The organism is Streptomyces sp. enrichment culture (assembly GCF_964272895.1).
Taxonomy (GTDB): Bacteria; Actinomycetota; Actinomycetes; order Streptomycetales; family Streptomycetaceae; genus Streptomyces.
This window is the reverse complement of the sequence record NZ_OZ186832.1, coordinates 1,682,350-1,700,361: the sequence shown is the minus strand read 5'-3', so window position 1 is coordinate 1,700,361 and position 18,012 is coordinate 1,682,350. Positions and strand designations below refer to the sequence as shown.

The following is an 18,012-nucleotide window of genomic DNA, read 5'->3' as shown; positions in this document are numbered from 1 at the left end:
AGACCCACGAGTGACAGGTGACCGCTTCCCCGAGGCGCTCGGCCCCGCGGTGGCCCGCGTACGCGCCGCCGACGGCACGGCCGTCGGCACGGGGTTCCTGCTCGCGCCGGGGCTGGTGGCCACGTGCGCCCATGTGGTGGCGCAGGCGCTGCGCGTGGACGGACGGGACGCGACGCCTCCGACGGCACCGCTGACGGTGGAGTTCCCGCTGCAGCGGGGCTGCGCGGCCTTCGAGGCGACCGTGACCGCCTGGCGCCCGGTCACGGCCGACGGGTCGGGCGACGTGGCCCTGCTCACGCTGCAGCCGGGGAAGGGGGACACCGCGGTCCCCGAGCCGGAGCGCCCGACCAGCCTTCCCACCCAGCGCCCTGTCCCCCTCGCCGGAGCCGGCGATGTCTGGGACCACCGCTTCCGCATCCTCGCCTTCCCGGCCGCCGCGGAGCACGGGACCTGGATCGGCGGACGTCTGAGGGGCGCGGTCGGCCACGGCTGGATCTCGATGGAGGCGGACGGTACGGCCCACCGCATCACGCCGGGCTGCAGCGGAGCCCCCGTGTGGGACGAGGAGGTCGGCGCGGTCGTCGGCATGACGGTCGCGGCGGACCGGGGCCCCGCCGCCGTCACCTCCTACCTCATCCCGGCCGCCGCCCTCCTCGACCTCCGACCGGGCCTGCGCCGCTGCCCCTACCGCGGCCTCGACGCCTTCCGCGAGAAGGACGCCGAGCACTTCTTCGGCCGCGAGGACGAGACGGAACGCCTCCTCGACGCGGTGCAGCGCCATCTGTTCGTGCCGGTGGTCGGCCCGTCCGGCAGCGGCAAGACCTCCCTGGTCCGCGCGGGCGTCCTGCCCCGCCTGCGCGCCGAGGGCCATACGGTGTCGGAGATCCGCCCGCTGCCCGGTACCCGCGCCACCCTCACCCTGGCCCGCGCACTGGCCCCGCTGCTCACCGCGGAGCCCGGCGTGGCGGAACAGGAGCGGGCGGCCCTGGCGCTCGCGGAGGTGCTGGACGCGGAGGGCGTCACCGGGGCGGCCGCGCTGGGCCGGCGGGTGCTGGAGCGGTGCGGCCCGGCCGGACACGTCCTCTTCCTCAACCAGTTGGAGGAGACCGTCACCGCGGAACCGGCCACCGCCCGGAGCCTGCTGGGCCTCACGCTCGCGCTGGCCGCGGTCCCGGCCGAGGGCAGGCGCCTGCGGGTCCTCGCCACGCTGCGCTCGGCCTCCCTGGACGACCTGGTGGAGCCCGCCACCGCCCGCGTCCTCAGCGACTGCGCCCAGGTGGTCGCCCCCCTGGACCGCGCGGCCCTCCTGCGCGCCGTGGAGGGCCCCGCCTCCCGCGTCCCCGGCCTCACCCTGGAACCCGGCCTCGCGGAACGGATCGTGGACGACGCCGAGGGCGAGCCGGGCCATCTGCCGATGGTGGAGTTCGCACTGACGGAACTGTGGTCCCGCGAGCAGGGCGTCCGCCTCACCCACAGCGGCTACGAGGCGTTGGGCGGGGTGGCGGGGGCCCTGTCGGCCCACGCCGAGCAACGGGTCGGCGAGGTGATCGCGGAGCACGGTGAGGCCCCGGTCCGCCGCCTCTTCACCCAGCTGGCCCGCCCGGACGACGCGGGCGGCTTCACCCGCAAACCGGTGCGCCTGGCACCTCTGCCCGCCGAACTCCGCGCCGCTGCCGAGTCCCTGGCCACCCGCACCCGCTTCGTCCGCATCACCCACGGCCCCGACGGCGACCCCCTCGTCGACCTCGCCCACGAGGAACTCGTCCGCGCCTGGCCCCGGCTGCGGAAGTGGCTGGAGGCGTCGCGGGACTTCCGGGCCTGGCAGGAACGCCTGCTCCAGGCCCTGGCCCACTGGCAGGAGACGGGACGGGAGACGGGAGCCCTGCTCAGGGGCACGATGCTCGCCACCTCCCTGGAGCAACTGGCCTGCCCGGAACACCGCGAGGACATCACGCAGCCCGAACGCGCCTTCGTCGAGGCGAGCCGCCGCCATCAGCAACGGGGCCTGCGCAGGTGGCGTCTGGCGGTGGCGGTCCTGGTGGCGCTCGCCCTGCTCGCGGGGGGTCTCGCGGTGGCGGCCTGGCAGCGGGGGACGCAACTCCAGGCGCGCGGCCGGGTCATCGCCTCCCGCACGCTGGCCGAGGAGGCGGAGCGGCTTGTGGCCACCCGGCCCCTGATGTCGTTCCATCTGGCCCTGGCCGCCTGGCACAACGCCGGGGGCAAGGAGGCCCGGCAGGCGCTGCTGGACGCCTATCTCAGGAGCGTTTCCCTGGTCCGGGGGCACGCGGGGCCGGCCGCCGAGCAGATCGGCAGCCTCGACACGACCGCCGACGGCTCCACCGTCGTGACCCTGTCCTCGGCCAAGGCCGGCGAGGCGCGGGTGCGGGTGTGGACCGGTGTCCTGGGGGAGCGAGCCCGGTCCTGGCCGGTGCCGGGACTGCCCGGCGCTCCCGAGAGCATGGCCCTCAGCGACGACGGACGCCTGCTGGCGGTCGTCACGGGCGACGGCTCGGTGACGCTGTACGACCTGCGGCGCCGCAAGGCCCTGTGGACCGGGCCGACCGACGGCACGGCCGACACGCTCGCACTGGACTTCTCCGACGACGCGAGCCGCGTCATGCGGGTGGGGGTCGGCTTCGCGGCGGACGGCGAGAGCCGGCGCTGGTCGGCCGACGTCTGGGAGACGGCCGACGGGGGACCGGTGTCCGTCGTGGACCGGGGCGCCGCCCCGCAGGACGCCGCCCTGGTCGGGGACGGGAACGCGGTCGTCCACCTGAGCGCGTCCGATTCCGGCCCGGCCACCGCGACCGTGCGCGAGCTGGGTACCGGGAAGCTCCTCGACACGATCCCGCGGGCGGCCATGCTCGTCGAGCGCGGCGCGGGCGTCCTGGTCGACCGCGCCTTCCAGCGGTACGCGTCGCGCTCCCTGACCGGGTCCGGCGCCGCCGGCCCCGTTCTCGTGGCCCGGAGACCGGACGCCGTCGATCCCGGCGGACACCATCTGGTGGACCGCTCGGACGACGCCGTGATCCGGGTGACGGACCTCAGGACCGGACTGCGTCACCGGGCGCCCGGCTGGCGCGGCTCGATGGAGCCGAGCGGACGTCCCGCCGTCGTCTCCGGGCCCGGGGGAGTGCCCCACCTCCTGCTCGCCGTGGGAACGGAACTGCTCGTGCTGCGGACGGCCCCGGAGCCCCGGACACCGCTGCCGAGCCCGGACGACGGCACCGTCTCGCGCAGCATGGGCACCTATGCGCGCAGCACCGACGGCCGGTTCCACGCCCGGACGGAGGCGACGGAAGCGGACGACCAGGGGTACACGGCCTGGCTGACGGTGGCCCGCACCGGTGAGGAACTGTCGGCGGAACCCATCGCGCTGCCCGAGTGGGACAACCGCGACACCGGCCCCCCGCACGGGTTCTTCACCGCGGACAGCCGCCACATCGTCCTCTGGTACGACGACCACGACACGCTGTCCGTGCGTACCGCCGGCCGGGGCGCCCACGAACGCACCCAGCCGTTCTCCAGCGCCGTCCTGTTCGCCGCCCCCTTGTACGGCAGCAAGATCGCGGTGCTGACCCGCGAGGAGCTGATCCTCTACGACGTCGCTTCGGGCGGGCGCGAGCAGGTGGCCGACCGGCCCTGCGGTGCTTCCGCCGGCGAATGTCCGGGATTCGCGGTACGTCCCTCGCATCCGCACGAGGTGGCGCTCGCCGACACGGAGGGCGGGCTCACCCTGTGGCACGTCGACGACGCGAAGGGAACCCGGATCGCCGGGGTCAGGGTGGCCACCGACAGCTACCGCGTGCCCCTGGCCTTCGCGCCGCGCGGCGACCTGCTCGCCGTACCGCTGGACAGCAGGACGGTCGTCCGGCGTGATGTGACCAGCGGTGGTGTCGTGGGGAGGGCCATCGAGGGAGGTGACTCCCCGCAGGTGGTGGCGCTCGCCGACGACGGAACGCTGCTGAGGAGTCAGGGGACGGGCGTGGAGGTGTGGCGCCCCCAGGACGAGGAGGAGCCGCATGTGACCCTGCCCTTCGGCCCTGGGGAGATCGACGTGCGCCTCGATCGCGACCGTCTGGTCTCCCGGCATGAGGACGGCGAACTGAGCGTCCCGCTCGATCCGGAGACCTGGCACCGCTCCCTGTGCCGCCACTGGCCCGGCGCCTACACCGAGGCCGAGAGGGTCGTGCTCACGCGCGAGGGGGCCGTCACGGACTCTCCTTGTCCGTGACGGCCCCCTCGGTCAGGGCCTGAGGTCAGGCCATGATCAGGTAGATGCCGTAGCCGATGGCCGCCGCGCAGGCCGCGAAGCACGCGTACGCGCCGGTGACCGCGAGGGCCGCGGAGCCGCCCTGCGCCTGGGCCCGCTCCTGGCGGGACAGGCCGACGATGCCGAGGGTGAACAGGCCGACGAGGGCCACGGTGACCACGAGACTGACGCCGAAGACGGAGCCGAGGGCCGCCCAGTCGATCTTCATGCTGCTGATTCCTTACAACCTGGGTGGGGGGTCAGACCGCGGCCTTGGGGGCGGCCGGGTCGGCGCTCGCCGGAGCGGGGATGGTGGCCGCCAGCTCCTCGGCCACGGCGGCCGTGGGCGGCGGGGTGACGGCGGCCATCGCGGTGGTGACCACGCCGGCCGGCTCCTCGTCGGTGTCGTTGACGTTGGTGTGGTCGACGACCTCGCGGCGCGAGATCTTCCAGATGGCGGCGCTGGAGACGACCAGGAAGACGGCCACCAGCGCGGTGCCCCAGTCGCCGAAGCCGGTGACGTACTCGGCGAGCGCGCCGACCAGCGCGGCGGCCGGCAGGGTCAGACCCCAGGCGACGAACATCCGGGTCGCGGTGGACCAGCGGACCACACCGCCCTTGCGGCCCAGGCCCGCGCCCATCACGGCGCCGGAGACCGAGTGCGTGGTGGAGAGCGAGAAGCCCAGGTGGGAGGAGGCCAGGATGACCGTCGCGGCGCTGGTCTGGGCGGCGAAGCCCTGCTGCGGCTGGAGGTCGGTCAGGCCCTTGCCCATGGTGCGGATGATGCGCCAGCCGCCGAGGTAGGTGCCGAGCGCGATGGCCAGGCCCGCGGAGACGATGACCCACATGGGCGGGTCCGAGTCGGGGGCGAGGGCGCCGCCGGCGACCAGGGCGAGAGTGATGATGCCCATCGTCTTCTGGGCGTCGTTGGTGCCGTGGGCCAGCGAGACCAGGCCCGCCGAGGCGATCTGGCCGGCGCGGTAGCCCTTGGCCGACGCCTTGTCCTCGGCCTTCTTGCCCAGGCTGTAGGTGAGCCGCGTGGCGAACATCGCCGCGATGCCCGCGACCAGCGGGGCCGCGATCGCCGGGATCAGCACCTTGGTGACCAGCGCGTCACCGTGGACGGCACCGAAGCCGGCCGAGGCGACGGTCGCACCGATCAGACCGCCCATCAGGGCGTGCGACGAGGAGGACGGCAGACCGACGAGCCAGGTCAGCAGGTTCCAGAGGATCGCGCCCACCAAGGCGGCGAAGATGACCTCCGGACGGATGCCTGATTCGTCGACCAGACCCTTGGAGATCGTGTTGGCGACCTCCACGGAGAGGAAAGCACCCACAAGGTTGAGGACGGCGGACATGGCCACCGCGACCTTGGGCTTGAGCGCACCGGTCGAGATGGTGGTGGCCATCGCGTTGGCGGTGTCGTGAAAACCGTTCGTGAAATCGAACGCGAGTGCGGTTACCACCACAATCGCGAGGATCAGTGAGAGGTTTTCCATTTACCCAGGCAATCGTTCGAAGGTCGTTGGCTCGTCGAACGTAGGTAACCCAGGTGAACGCCAGGTGAACTGGGCAGGGCATGAGGGTGTCCATAACAGGCGGCCGCGCCTCCGTGCACCGCACGTCGGCCCCCGGATTCCGGGCCCGAGGCCGCTCGCGGCCCCCTCGTGAACCGCTCGAACCATGCCCGGGGACGGCTGCAGATTCACCGAAGAGATCCTGGTCACCCGCAGGAGTTCCGCCGGGGTCGAGCCGCCCTCGTGCCGTGCCGGCGTCGCCCCGCCTGGCAGGATCACGGCATGGCCGAGCAGCGCGGGAACCAGCGGGAGAAACGGGACGTACCGGACGCGGGGGAGGGGGTGCGGGCGCGCCCGCGGTCCGCGGAGGTCGAGGCGGCCTGGGCCGACCTCGTGGACACGGCCCGCCGCACCGTCGCCGACGGACTCGTCGTCGGCACCTCGGGCAACGTCTCCGTACGCGTCGGCGACACCGTGCTGGTCACCCCCTCGGGCGTGCCCTACGACCGGCTCACGCCGGACGACGTCACGGGCGTCGACCTCGCGGGGCGCCAGGTCCTCGGCACCCTCGTCCCCACCAGCGAGCTGCCCATGCACCTGGCGGTCTACCGCACCACCGACGCCCGGGCGATCGTCCACACCCACGCCGTGCACGCCACGGCCGTCTCGACCCTCGTCCCCGAGCTGCCCCTGATCCACTACATGGCCGCGGCCCTGGGCGGCCCCGTCCGCGTCGCCCCCTACGCGACCTACGGCACGGAGGAACTGGCCGCCCACATGCTCCGCGCCCTCACCGACCGCACGGCCTGCCTCCTCCAGAACCACGGCACCATCGCCTACGGCGCCACCCTTGCCCAGGCGTACGACCGCACCGCCCAGCTCGAATGGATGTGCCGCCTCTGGCTCACCGCCTCCGCCGTCCCCGGCCACACCCCCACCCTCCTCACCCCCGCCCAGCTCACCGACGTGACAGAACGCCTCCGGACCTACGGCCAGCCCCGGTAACCCCCCCCGCAACCCCACGGCCCCCTCCTTCACAGTCGATGCCGGCCCACCCCACCGCTCCGCGGGCCCTCTTCCGGCACCCGCGCCTCAAACGCCCCCGCCCGCTGGCCGCGCGGCGCCCGCGCCCCGACACTGAACCCGTGCGCACTGTCAAAGCGACGGCCGCCGCCGTCACCGTTGCCCTGGCAGCCGGCGTGGCCGGTGTCGCCGCAGGACGCCTCGCCAGCGACGCCGCGCTGAAGACGCCGCCCGGCCGACCCCTGCCCACGGAGCCGAGACTCACCGTGCACGGCACGGCGGCCGGCCGGATCACCCTGACCCGCGACTTCGCCTCCCTGCGCCCGGGGACGTACGGCCTGTCCGGACACGGCAGCCACGCCGTGGTCGGCCCCGTCCTGGACGCCGCCCCCCACCCCGCCGACACCGTCGTACGCCGCCTGGAACGCGTCACCCACGGCACCCTGGAACCCGGCGACCACGTCTGGCTCACCCCCAACGTGCACATCGGCGACCCCGCGAGCGCCCTCGGCCTGGACCACGCCGACATCGACGTCCCCGGCGAGCTCGGCGCCCTGCCCGCCTGGTTCGTCCCCGGCGCCCGCGACACCTGGGTGATCGCCGTGCACGGCCTCGGCACCACCCGCGAACTCGCCATGAACGTCATGGGCTTCCTGCACCGCCTGCGCTTCCCCCTCCTCGCCCTCGCCTACCGCGGCGACCTCGGCGCCCCCCGCTCCCGCGACGGCCTCAACCACCTCGGCGAGACCGAGTGGCGGGACGTCGACGCCGCCATCCGCTACGCCGTGCGCTACGGCGCCCAGCGCGTCGTCCTGCACGGCTGGTCCACCGGCGCCGCGATGTGCCTGCACACGGCGGCCCGCTCCGCCGTCCGCGACCGCATCCGCGGCCTGGTGCTGGACTCCCCGGTCCTGGACTGGCAGACCACCCTGCGCGCCCTCGCCGCGGCCCGCCGCACCCCCGGCGCCCTGCTGCCACTGGCCGTCCGCGCCGCCCAGGGCCGCACCGGCCTGCACGGCGACCCCGGCCGCAGCACCGCCGAGGCCGACAGCCTCACCGTGCCGACCCTGATCTTCCACGGCCCCGGCGACACCGTGGCCCCCTGGACCCTCTCCCGGCGCCTCGCCGACCGGCGCCCCGGCCAGGTCTCCCTCCACACCGTCCCGGACGCCCCGCACGGCGCCATGTGGAACCCCGACCCCGCCGCCTACCAGGAAGCCCTCCGCCGCTTCCTCACCCCTCTCATGTGAACCCGCCCCAGCCGCTCCGCACCGGTCGCCGACGTTCCGTTTAACCCCGTACCACTGGCCGGTTCCCCCCTGGTCATCGCCTCCCTCACCCGGTGCATTGGCCAGTCCCGTCGCCCGCCGTGACATTCCGTTTGGGTTTTCGGAGCGTCAACCGGAAGACTGCACCCGTGACGTCCCGTATCCCGCGCGACTCCAGGCTTCGACTCGTCCGCCCACGACCCCTGGCCGCCGCCCCCCGAGCGATGGACCAGCGGCGCCCGCGCCGCCCCGCACCCCGGCCTCCCGAGGGCACCCCGGCGCCCTCGGAACTGGCCGGAATGGCACGCGCCCAGCTGGCCGGCGCCGTGCGCGTGGCCCGCTGGGCCGACGCCGTGCTGCGCCCCGGCCGGATCGGTGCCCCCGACGGCAAGGCCACCCTGTCCGACACCACCGCCGAACGGGCCGCGGCCGACCTCGGCCTGACCCCCGCTCAGGTCCGCACCGACTGGGACACCGCCCGGCTCGCCGGACTCGTCGAGGTGCACGGCGACAGCGCCCGCCCCGGCTGGCGGCTGCGCGCCTGGGACCGCGACGACAGCGCCGTCCTGCGCGGCTGGGTCGCCCTCTTCGACGCCTGGTCGCTCGCCCACCCGGAACCCGCCGGACACGAGCCCGCAGCCGTCGCCGAGGTCGTCTCGGCCATGCCCCAGGTGCTCTCCTTCCTCCAGCTCTCCGCCGGCCCCGTGCCCGTGCCCCAGCTCCTGGACCTGCTCGACCAGCGGGTCACCGAACTGCGCACCGAACGCTGCGAGATCCCCTACGCCCCACCCGCCGCCCAGCACCCCTACGACGAGGCACTGCGCGCCGCCCCGTTCGAGCCGCAGCCGGTGGAGCCCCCCGAGGACACCCCCCTCGCCCCCCTCCTCGACTGGGCCCTGCACGCCCTCGCCTGCGTCGGCGCCCTCACCTACGACGCCGCCCAGGCCACCCTCACCCCGCTCGGCAGCTGGGCGGTGTGGGTCAAGCTGGAGCAGATCTGCGTCGCCGCGCAGAGCCCCGCCGGCAACATCGAGGCATCCGCCGAGGCGATGCTGCGCGGCTGCGCCCAGCTGCGCCCCAACGCCGCCCGCGCCGAGTACCGCGCCTGGCTGGCCGCCCGGCCCGTCGGCAGCGCCGTCACCGAGCTCATCGCCGCCGCCCGTGGCGAGGACGCCCTGCTGCGCGGCCTGGCCTTCGAGGCGCTGCGCGTCGTCGGCGCCCCCGCCGAGCCCGACGTACGCGCCGTGCTCGACGAGCCGACCCTGCGTCCCTACGCCCTGCTGTGGCTGGCCGAGCACGACGGCACCGACCCCGAGGACGCGCACGAGGTCCTCACCCGTGAAGAGGCCACCTGGCTGTGGGTGGACACCGCCGCCGCCGTCGCCGACCACGGCGAGGCCCCGATGCTGGTGCGCCACCTGGAGTCGGCGGTGCAGCCCACGGTCCCCGCGCTGCTCGACGAGGTGCGCGCGGTCGGCCATCCCCGCACCGTGCAGGTCCTGGTCGCGCTCGCCGCGGCCCACCCCGACCCGGCCCTGGCCAAGGCGGTGCGCCGCGCGGCCTTCCAGGTTCACACCGGGGGCCTGTGAGGGCGGCTCAGCCGCCTATCGCGGGGGCGTACGTGCCGAAGCTCCAGATGTTGCCCTCGGCGTCCCGGGCCATGTAGTCCCGTGAGCCGTAGTCCTGGTCCGTCGGGGGCATCAGGATCTCCACGCCGTGCTCCACCGCCCGCCGGTGGTGTGCGTCGACATCGTCCACGACGACGTACACCCCGGCCGGGCCGGCGCTCTTCATCGCGCCGTCGAAGACGCCGCCGCGGCCCTTGGAGCCGATCATCACCGCGCCGTTGCCCTGGACCAGCTCGGCGTGCATCACCGTGCCGTCCTCGCTCTCGTACAGCGACAGCTCCGTGAAGCCCAGGCCCTCCGTGAGCTGCCGGATCGCCGCCTTCGCGTCGGCGTACAGCACCGTCGGATAGATGCTCGGAGCACCCCCGCTCGTGCCTGCCATGCCGATCACACCCTTCATCGTCGAGTCGGGATCAAGCCGGAAGAATCACCTGCTGCTCAGTCTCGCAGCCACCACTGACAACGCCCTGCCGACGCCGCACCCGCCCGCTCCACGGCCCTGCCGTCGCCCGCTGCCACTGCTCTGCCGACGCCCGCCGCCCCTTGCTGCCACTGCTCTGCCGACGCCCGCCGCCCCTTGCTGCCACTGCTCTGCCGTCGCCCGCCGCCCCTTGCTGCCACTGCTCTGCCGTCGCCCGCCGCCGCTGGCTGCCGCGGCTCTGCCGTCGCCCGCCGTAACCGCCCCGCCGACGCCCGCTGTCGCCGCCCGCTCCCGCCGCCCCGCCGACGCCCGCTTCCCCCGCCCCCACTTCCCTGCCGACGCCCGTCCCCACCCCCCGGCGCCGCCCGCCGCCCTCCGCCGCCCGCCACCCTCCCGCTCCCCCCAACTCCTCCCCGCCCCCGCAGCCGCCCCGCTCACCGGAACGTGTTGCACCGCCCCATGTCCCCGCTGCGATACCCCTCCTGGAACCACTGCTGCCGCTGTGCCGCGGACCCGTGGGTCCAGTTCTCCGGCGTCACCCGCCCCTGGAACCGCTCCTGGATCCGGTCGTCGCCCACGGCCGCCGCCGCGTCCATGCCGTCGCGGATGTCCGCCTCGGTCAGCCCGCTGATCAACGGCCGCCCGGTCGACTCGTCCGGCGTCGTCGTCGCATGGTGTGCCCACACCCCCGCGTAGCAGTCGGCCTGCAGCTCCACCCGCACCGCGTTGCTGTCGGCGCCCGTGCGCCCGTCCTGCGCCCGCCGCAGGGTGCCCATCAGGTCCTGCACGTGATGCCCGTACTCGTGCGCCACCACGTACGCCTGCGCGAACGGCCCGCCGCTGGAGCCGAACTTCGTGCGCAGCTCCTCGAAGAAGCCCAGGTCGAGATAGACCTTCCGGTCGCCGGGACAGTAGAACGGCCCCACCGCTGAGGTCGCCGCGCCGCACGCCGTGCCCACCCGCTGGGAGAAGAAGACGGTGGGGGAGCGCGAGTAGCTCCCGGACCGGCGCTGGAACTCCTGGTCCCAGAAGTCCTGCACGCTGTTGACCACGGCGACGGTCCGGCAGTCCTCCCGGCTGTTCGCGTCCTGCCCGGTACGGCAGCTCTGCTGCACCTGGGCCAGCGAGGACGCGGTCGGCGCGGGCTCCTCCGAGCCGGAGGACAGCCCCAGCTGGTCCGGGCCGACCCCCAGGAACAGCGCGAGCAGCAGCGCGATCAGCCCGGCGATCCCGCCGCCCACCGTCGCCCTCCCGCCGGGGATCCGGCTCCCGCGCACGTCCTGCACCTCTGAGGTGTCCAGCCGGGCGTCGTCGTCGAACTGCATGGGGCACCGTCCTCGGCCTCGCCCCCCTGATCGCTGACGCCATCCTCACCCGGCGAACGCGGGAAAACCGGTTGCATGGGCCCGTTAGACTGAATCCCATGGCCATTCTCCTCGCGCATTAGACGGCGGGAACGCCCGCCCGTCGCCGCCCCCGCTGGGCGCGCCACGCGCGGCAGCCACGCTCCGCCCGTCCCGCCAACCCTTCCGCCCTGGAGTCTGTCCGTGATCTCCGCCTCCGGTATCGAGCTGCGCGCCGGTGCGCGCGTCCTCCTCGAGAACGCCACCTTCCGTGTCGCCAAGGGCGACCGCATCGGCCTGGTCGGCCGCAACGGCGCCGGCAAGACCACCCTCACCAAGTGCCTCGCCGGCGAGGGCATGCCCGCAGCCGGCACCATCACCCGCTCCGGCGAGGTCGGCTACCTCCCGCAGGACCCCCGCACCGGCGACCTGGACATCCTCGCCCGCGACCGCATCCTCTCCGCCCGCGGCCTCGACGTACTGATCCGCAAGATGCGCGAGAACGAGGAGCGGATCGCGGGCGGCAAGGGCGCCACCCGCGAGAAGGCGATGAGGCAGTACGAGCGCCAGGAGACGGAGTTCCTCACCAAGGGCGGGTACGCCGCCGAGGCCGAGGCCGCCACCATCGCCGCCGCGCTCAACCTGCCCGACCGCGTGCTCGGCCAGCCCCTGCACACGCTCTCCGGCGGTCAGCGCCGCCGTATCGAGCTGGCCCGCATCCTGTTCTCCGACGCGGACACCCTGCTGCTCGACGAGCCCACCAACCACCTCGACGCCGACTCGATCGTCTGGCTGCGCGACTACCTCAAGACGTACCGCGGCGGCTTCATCGTGATCTCCCACGACGTCGACCTGGTCGAGACGGTCGTCAACAAGGTGTTCTACCTGGACGCCAACCGCTCCACGATCGACATCTACAACATGGGCTGGAAGCTGTACCAGCAGCAGCGCGAGGCCGACGAGAAGCGCCGCAGGCGCGAGCGGCAGAACGCCGAGAAGAAGGCCGCCGCGCTCAACGCCCAGGCCGACAAGATGCGGGCCAAGGCCACCAAGACGGTCGCCGCGCAGAACATGGCCCGCCGCGCCGAGAAGCTGCTCTCCGGCCTGGAGGAGGTCCGCCAGTCCGACAAGGTCGCCAAGCTCCGCTTCCCGGAGCCCGCGCCCTGCGGCAGGACCCCGCTGACGGCCGAGGGCCTGTCGAAGTCGTACGGCTCCCTGGAGATCTTCACCGACGTCGACCTGGCCATCGACAAGGGCTCGCGGGTCGTCATCCTCGGCCTCAACGGCGCCGGCAAGACCACCCTGCTGCGCCTCCTGGCGGGCGTGGAGCAGCCCGACACCGGCTCGGTCGTCCCCGGCCACGGCCTCAAGCTCGGCTACTACGCCCAGGAGCACGAGACCCTGGACGCCGACCGCACGGTCCTGGAGAACATGCGCTCGGCCGCCCCCGACATGGACCTGGTCGAGGTCCGCAAGGTGCTGGGCTCCTTCCTGTTCTCCGGCGACGACGTCGACAAGCCGGCCGGGGTCCTCTCCGGCGGCGAGAAGACCCGCCTCGCCCTGGCCACCCTGGTCGTCTCCTCGGCGAACGTCCTGCTGCTGGACGAGCCCACCAACAACCTCGACCCGGCCAGCCGCGAGGAGATCCTCGGCGCGCTGCGCACCTACAAGGGCGCGGTCGTGCTGGTCACCCATGACGAAGGCGCCGTCGAGGCGCTCCAGCCGGAGCGGATCATCCTGCTGCCGGACGGTGTGGAGGATCTGTGGGGTTCCGACTACGCGGACCTCGTCGCCCTCGCTTGATCGAATGCGTGATCCACTGAGTATGGATCATTCGGCCCATCGGTGATCCATCATCTGTGTGAGATCTCCTCGTACCGAGGTGCGTCCTACATCGATTTTCCGGCCGAGCCCTTGGCGGACAAGGGCTCGGCCGTGGTGCGTCACTGACCTGGCACTTCGCGGAATTACCCGTTCGGCGGTACGCACACCACCGGGCGGAACCCCGCATTCCGTATGTGTGGACCCGCTCCTGTCGTCACAACCCTGTCGCACAGACCTTGCCGAATGGGTGGCCATGACGGCCGAGAGGGGTGATCATGAGGGGACCAGAGCGCACTTCCCATGAGGAGGCACGGGTGGCCGAGACTCTGAAGAAGGGCAGCCGGGTGACCGGCGCCGCGCGCGACAAGCTCGCGGCAGACCTGAAGAAGAAGTACGACGCCGGTGCGAGCATCCGGGCGTTGGCCGAGGAGACCGGCCGCTCGTATGGCTTCGTGCACCGCATGCTCAGTGAGTCGGGCGTCACGCTTCGTGGGCGTGGCGGAGCGACGAGGGGCAAGAAGGCCGCCTCGGCCTGACCGGTCGGGCGGCCCACGGCGTGACGGTGGCCACCCGGTCGGTTCTACGGTCGGCCGGGTGGTTACTGTGCAGTCACTTACGGATGTCGTCGTACGGCATCCTCTGCTGACCGCACCCATCGGAGGCGCCCCATGGCTTCGCTCGACCCGGTTCTCGACAAGGACGGCGTACGGCTCACCGTCGACGACGCGATCGCCACGGTGACCCTGACCAACCCGGCCAAGCGCAATGCGCAGAGCCCCGCCATGTGGCGGACGCTCGCCGAGGCCGGGCGGTCGCTGCCGGGCTCCGTCCGTGTCGTGGTGCTCCGTGGAGAGGGCAAGTCCTTCTCCGCCGGCCTCGACCGGCAGATGTTCACGCCCGAGGGCATCGAGGGCGAGAAGTCCTTCGTCGACCTCGCGCGCGGCAGCGACACCGAACTGGACGCGGCCATCGCCGAGTTCCAGGAGGGGTTCACCTGGTGGCGGCAGAGCGACATCGTGTCCATCGCCGCCGTCCAGGGCCACGCCATCGGGGCGGGCTTCCAGCTCGCCCTCGCCTGCGACCTGCGAGTCGTCGCCGACGATGTGCAGTTCGCCATGCGCGAGACCAGCCTCGGGCTCGTTCCCGACCTGACGGGTACGCATCCGCTGGTGTCGCTGGTCGGGTACGCCCGTGCGCTGGAGATCTGCGCCACGGGGCGCTTCGTGCTGGCCGAGGAAGCGGTGAGCACCGGGCTGGCCAACCTCGCCGTGCCGTTGGACCAGCTGGACTCGACGGTGCGGGATCTCGCGGCGGCGCTGCTGGCTGCGCCGCGGGACGCGGTCATCGAGACGAAGGCGCTGCTGCGGGGCGCGGCGGACCGGACGTACGAGGACCAGCGTGCCGCCGAGCGTCAGGCGCAGGCTCGCCGTCTGCGTGACCTGGCGGGTCTGGGGGAGTAGTCCGGAGTCCGTGGCGGGCGGCTGCGTTCGTCGCCGGGCGCGGGCCGTGGGTGGCTGGTCGCGCGGTTCCCCGCGCCCCTTGAGGGACGTTCCCGTGCGGTAGGTCAGTCCGCCGCCGTCACCACGACCGCCACCGTGGGGGCGTCCGTCAGCGCGCCCGCCACCGCCGTCCTCACCTCTCGGGCCACCGTCACCGCGCGGTGGCCCGCGCGCACCGCCAGTTCCACGCGGACATGACGGCGGGGGAGCGACGCGGATCCGTCCTGGCGTTCCTCGATGTGGACCGCGCGGCCCAGGCCGCCCAGGGTGCCGGTGAGGCGGGAGACGCCGGGTACGGAGAGGACGGCGGCGGTCACCAGGGAGTCGTCGCCCTGCGCACTCGTGCCGGGGGTGCCGGCGTCCGAGGGCTCCGGCGATGCCCCGTCCGCTTCCCCCAGCCCCGTCACCCGCAGATCCACCTCGGTGACCGTCAGCCCCACCTCGTCGGTCGCGGCCTTCGCCAGTGCCGTGCGCAGGCGGGACGCGGCCGTCGGCAGGGGCTCCGTGCCGCTCGCCGTGAAGTCGGCCGTCACCCGCAGGGGGCCGGGCGGCAGGGCGCTCGGCGGGGGCGGTACGGCGGGTTCGTACGCCTCGTCCGGGCCTGCCGGGGCGATGCGCAGGGGGCCCAGGCGCACGCCGGGCACGCCCGCCACAGCCCGCCTCAGCATGCGCTCCGCCGCACGCTCCGCGATCCACGCGCCGTCGCGCGGTCCGCCCAGGGGCAGCAGTCTGCCCAGCCCGAGCTGGTCCCGTACCACTCGTGTCCACCGATCAGCCGTCATTCCTCCAGCCTGCCGCATCCATGGCGCGCGGCGGCGGAACCGCACTTACGGTGGCAGAAGGACGACGACCGAAAAGGACGTACGGCGATGACCGAGACGACCCGGACGCAGACCACCGAGGGCGAGAACGAGCCGTCGGTACAGACACGCAAGGCCGCCCGGCGCGGCGGGGGAGACCCCGGCACCCGGGGGCGTACCACCATCGCCGACGGCGTGGTGGAGAAGATCGCGGGACTGGCGGCCCGCGACGTCGTCGGTGTTCACGCGATGGGCAGCGGCATCAGCCGCACCTTCGGCGCGGTGCGCGACCGGGTGCCCGGCGGCGGCGCCAAGTCGGTGACCCGCGGCGTCAAAGCCGAGGTCGGCGAGGTGCAGACCGCCCTGGACCTGGAGATCGTGGTCGAGTACGGCTACGCGATCGCCGATGTCGCCCGCGAGGTGCGCGAGAACGTCGTCGCGGCGGTCGAGCGGATGACCGGCCTGGAAGTGGTCGAGGTGAACATCGCGGTCAGCGACGTGAAGCTGCCCGACGAGGAGGAAGAGGAACCGGAGCCCCGGATCCAGTGACGCACGGCCGGCCGGACAACCGCACACCTGAGGGGAGCGCACCATGAGCATGGCCTTGGTCGGCCTGATCGCCGGAATGACGCTGGGCTTCGCCGGATACTTCGGTGGCTTCGGCGCCTTCCTGCTCGTCGCCGCGCTGGGAGCGGTCGGCTTCGCCGCCGGACGGTTCCTGGAGGGCGACTACGAGCTGGGCGACTTCTTCCGTCCCCGTGACGAACGCCGGCGGTGACCCGCGTGACCGAAGGAACCGGTGAGCTCGGCAGGCCGCTCGCCGTCGTTCCGGCGGGCGAACGCGGTGCGACGCGGATCGCCGACCGGGTCGTCGCGAAGATCGCCGCGCAGGCGGCCCGCGAGGTCCTGGGCCCGCTGCCGGCGGAGGCCGCCCGCCCGCACGCGAGCGTCGCCGTGCGCCAGGCGCGCACCCCCGGCCACGAGGGCCAGGACGCGGCGCACATCCACGTCCACCTCGAACTCGACTACCCGACCGACCTCGGCGCCCGCTGCCGCTCGGTGCGTCGTCATGTCGCCGAACGGGTGGGCGCCCTGGTGGGGATGAGAGTCCCCGAGGTGGCCGTCCACGTCGAGCGGCTGCACCTGGCGGCCGCGCAGGGCGCGGCACAGGGGAGGACGCGATGAGCGAACCCCACGACGAGGGCGAGCGGACCACCCGGCGCATGCCGGTCCTGGACAAGCCCCCCGCCGAACCGGACCCGCCACCGGTCCCGCTGGCCACCTACGAGCCCCGCACCCACCGCTTCTGGTCGGCCCGGCGCGTCCCCGCCGCCCTCACCGCCCTGCTGCTGCTCGGGGTCACGGGCGTCTTCCTCTACGACATCGCCGCCGTCCGCGCCGGGCGCCCGGGCATGCGCTGGCGACGCGAACTCGCCCACCAGCTGGCCCAGCGTCCCCTGGACGACACCTGGGTCCTCGTCGGCGCGGGTGTGGCGGCGGCCCTCGGGCTGTGGCTGATCGTCCTCGCCGTCACCCCCGGACTGCGCGCCCTGCTGCCCATGCGGCGCACCGACCCCGACGTCCGTGCAGCACTGGACCGGGCCGCCGCCGCGATGGTGCTGCGCGACCGCGCCATGGAGGTCGCGGGTGTGCAGTCCGTCCGGGTGCGCGCGGGCCGCCGGCGCGCCGATGTCCGCGCGGTCTCGCACTTCCGCGCACTGGACGACGTACGACAGGACCTGGACGCCGTACTCGCAGAGGCCGTACGCGCCCTCGGCCTCGCCCGGCCGCTCGCGCTGTCGGTCCATGTGCGGCGCCCCGGACGGAAGGGGTAGGCCGGTGCGTGTGACCGTCAACCGGGTGCTGCTGGCCCTGACCGGGCTCGCCCTGCTCGTCCTCGGCGGCTCGGTGCTCGCCGTCGGCCTCGGGGCCCCGGCGCCGTCCTGGTGGATCCACGACGGCCGCCACGACGTGCTCCTGGACCAGGCCGAGCGCACCCGCTGGCGCGACGACGCCTGGTGGTGGCCCACCGTCATCGCCGTCCTCGCCGTCCTGCTGATCCTCGCGCTGTGGTGGCTCACCGCGGTGCTGCGCCGCCGCAGGCTGGCCGAGGTCCTGGTCGACACGGGCGACGGCGCGGGCGCCCAGCTGCGGGGCGGGGCCCTCCAGTCCGTCGTCCGGGCGGAGGCGTCGGCCCTGGACGGTGTCTCCAGGGCCCACGTCCGTCTCAAGGGCCGCCCTAACGCCCCCTCGGCGAGGATCCGCCTCGTCCTGGAACCCCACGCGGCCCCGGCGACGACCCTCGACGAGCTGACCACCGGGACCCTGACCCACGCCAAGGACTCGGCCCGCCTGGACGCACTGCCGGCGGTGATCCGCATGAGCTCGGCCCGGCACAAAGCGGAACGGGTCAGTTAGGACACGTGACGCCGCGCCA

Annotated in this window: 17 protein-coding genes; 12 read left to right on the top strand and 5 right to left on the bottom strand. The window is 73.8% G+C overall.

Translation table 11 applies throughout. From position 1 onward, the window contains the following. Window positions 1-10 precede the first annotated feature (10 nt). On the top strand, window positions 11-4,234 hold the full coding sequence (locus tag ACSU6M_RS07730; protein WP_437068155.1) for an nSTAND1 domain-containing NTPase: 4,224 nt from the start codon (window positions 11-13) through the stop codon (window positions 4,232-4,234). 25 nt (window positions 4,235-4,259) lie between these two features. On the opposite strand, the gene ACSU6M_RS07725 is transcribed toward ACSU6M_RS07730, so the two are convergent. Then, the gene (locus tag ACSU6M_RS07725; protein ID WP_437068153.1) at window positions 4,260-4,481 is read right to left on the bottom strand and encodes a hypothetical protein; all 222 of its coding nucleotides are present in this window, start codon (window positions 4,479-4,481) and stop codon (window positions 4,260-4,262) included. Between the two features lie 31 nt (window positions 4,482-4,512). After that, a complete protein-coding gene (locus tag ACSU6M_RS07720; protein WP_437068152.1) occupies window positions 4,513-5,751 on the bottom strand; it encodes an anion permease in 1,239 nt (412 codons plus the stop codon). 300 nt (window positions 5,752-6,051) lie between these two features. Here ACSU6M_RS07720 and ACSU6M_RS07715 point away from each other — a divergent pair, with 300 nt between their 5' ends. The 3 genes from ACSU6M_RS07715 (at window position 6,052) to ACSU6M_RS07705 (ending at window position 9,649) form a co-directional block, all read left to right on the top strand. Next, window positions 6,052-6,774, top strand: a complete 723-nt coding sequence (locus tag ACSU6M_RS07715; RefSeq protein WP_437068150.1) for a class II aldolase/adducin family protein — start codon at window positions 6,052-6,054, stop codon at window positions 6,772-6,774. Window positions 6,775-6,914: 140 nt separating this feature from the next. Beyond that, complete coding sequence (locus tag ACSU6M_RS07710; RefSeq protein WP_437068148.1) at window positions 6,915-8,042, top strand: alpha/beta hydrolase; 1,128 nt, start codon at window positions 6,915-6,917, stop codon at window positions 8,040-8,042. A 167-nt stretch (window positions 8,043-8,209) separates the two neighbouring features. Next, window positions 8,210-9,649: a hypothetical protein gene (locus ACSU6M_RS07705; RefSeq protein WP_437068147.1), complete on the top strand. Its 1,440-nt coding sequence runs from the start codon at window positions 8,210-8,212 to the stop codon at window positions 9,647-9,649. Window positions 9,650-9,656: 7 nt separating this feature from the next. Here the strand turns inward: ACSU6M_RS07705 and ACSU6M_RS07700 are convergent, their stop codons facing one another. Together ACSU6M_RS07700 and ypfJ are read right to left on the bottom strand one after the other, a co-directional pair. Beyond that, window positions 9,657-10,070 carry a VOC family protein gene (locus tag ACSU6M_RS07700; RefSeq protein WP_437068146.1) on the bottom strand — a complete coding sequence of 138 codons (414 nt, stop codon included), beginning with the start codon at window positions 10,068-10,070 and terminating at the stop codon, window positions 9,657-9,659. A 473-nt stretch (window positions 10,071-10,543) separates the two neighbouring features. Continuing rightward, on the bottom strand, window positions 10,544-11,434 hold the full coding sequence (gene ypfJ / locus ACSU6M_RS07695) for a KPN_02809 family neutral zinc metallopeptidase (RefSeq protein ID WP_437068145.1): 891 nt from the start codon (window positions 11,432-11,434) through the stop codon (window positions 10,544-10,546). Window positions 11,435-11,656: 222 nt separating this feature from the next. On the opposite strand from ypfJ, the gene ACSU6M_RS07690 reads away from it, so the two are divergent. The 3 genes from ACSU6M_RS07690 (at window position 11,657) to ACSU6M_RS07680 (ending at window position 14,736) form a co-directional block, all read left to right on the top strand. Continuing rightward, window positions 11,657-13,255 (top strand): ABC-F family ATP-binding cassette domain-containing protein, encoded by a 1,599-nt coding sequence (locus tag ACSU6M_RS07690; protein WP_437068143.1) that lies wholly within the window; start codon window positions 11,657-11,659, stop codon window positions 13,253-13,255. A gap of 335 nt (window positions 13,256-13,590) precedes the next feature. After that, window positions 13,591-13,812 carry a helix-turn-helix domain-containing protein gene (locus tag ACSU6M_RS07685; RefSeq protein ID WP_018567695.1) on the top strand — a complete coding sequence of 74 codons (222 nt, stop codon included), beginning with the start codon at window positions 13,591-13,593 and terminating at the stop codon, window positions 13,810-13,812. Window positions 13,813-13,944: 132 nt separating this feature from the next. After that, window positions 13,945-14,736, top strand: coding sequence for an enoyl-CoA hydratase/isomerase family protein (locus ACSU6M_RS07680; protein WP_437068142.1), 792 nt, complete (start codon window positions 13,945-13,947; stop codon window positions 14,734-14,736). 104 nt (window positions 14,737-14,840) lie between these two features. Here the strand turns inward: ACSU6M_RS07680 and ACSU6M_RS07675 are convergent, their stop codons facing one another. Then, window positions 14,841-15,557: a nucleopolyhedrovirus P10 family protein gene (locus tag ACSU6M_RS07675; RefSeq protein WP_437068141.1), complete on the bottom strand. Its 717-nt coding sequence runs from the start codon at window positions 15,555-15,557 to the stop codon at window positions 14,841-14,843. A gap of 87 nt (window positions 15,558-15,644) precedes the next feature. Here ACSU6M_RS07675 and ACSU6M_RS07670 point away from each other — a divergent pair, with 87 nt between their 5' ends. The 5 genes from ACSU6M_RS07670 to amaP are packed head-to-tail and all read left to right on the top strand — an operon-like array spanning window position 15,645 to window position 17,993. Then, on the top strand, window positions 15,645-16,124 hold the full coding sequence (locus ACSU6M_RS07670) for an Asp23/Gls24 family envelope stress response protein (protein ID WP_437068139.1): 480 nt from the start codon (window positions 15,645-15,647) through the stop codon (window positions 16,122-16,124). A gap of 43 nt (window positions 16,125-16,167) precedes the next feature. Continuing rightward, window positions 16,168-16,353 (top strand): hypothetical protein, encoded by a 186-nt coding sequence (locus ACSU6M_RS07665; protein ID WP_437068138.1) that lies wholly within the window; start codon window positions 16,168-16,170, stop codon window positions 16,351-16,353. Further along, window positions 16,350-16,760, top strand: coding sequence for an Asp23/Gls24 family envelope stress response protein (locus ACSU6M_RS07660; protein WP_437068137.1), 411 nt, complete (start codon window positions 16,350-16,352; stop codon window positions 16,758-16,760). The genes ACSU6M_RS07665 and ACSU6M_RS07660 overlap by 4 nt, the downstream gene beginning before the upstream one ends. Beyond that, window positions 16,757-17,410: a DUF6286 domain-containing protein gene (locus ACSU6M_RS07655; protein ID WP_437068135.1), complete on the top strand. Its 654-nt coding sequence runs from the start codon at window positions 16,757-16,759 to the stop codon at window positions 17,408-17,410. Before ACSU6M_RS07660 ends, ACSU6M_RS07655 begins: the two co-directional genes overlap by 4 nt. Next, the gene (amaP, locus tag ACSU6M_RS07650; RefSeq protein ID WP_437068133.1) at window positions 17,382-17,993 is read left to right on the top strand and encodes an alkaline shock response membrane anchor protein AmaP; all 612 of its coding nucleotides are present in this window, start codon (window positions 17,382-17,384) and stop codon (window positions 17,991-17,993) included. Before ACSU6M_RS07655 ends, amaP begins: the two co-directional genes overlap by 29 nt. The last annotated feature ends 19 nt before the right edge of the window (window positions 17,994-18,012 follow it).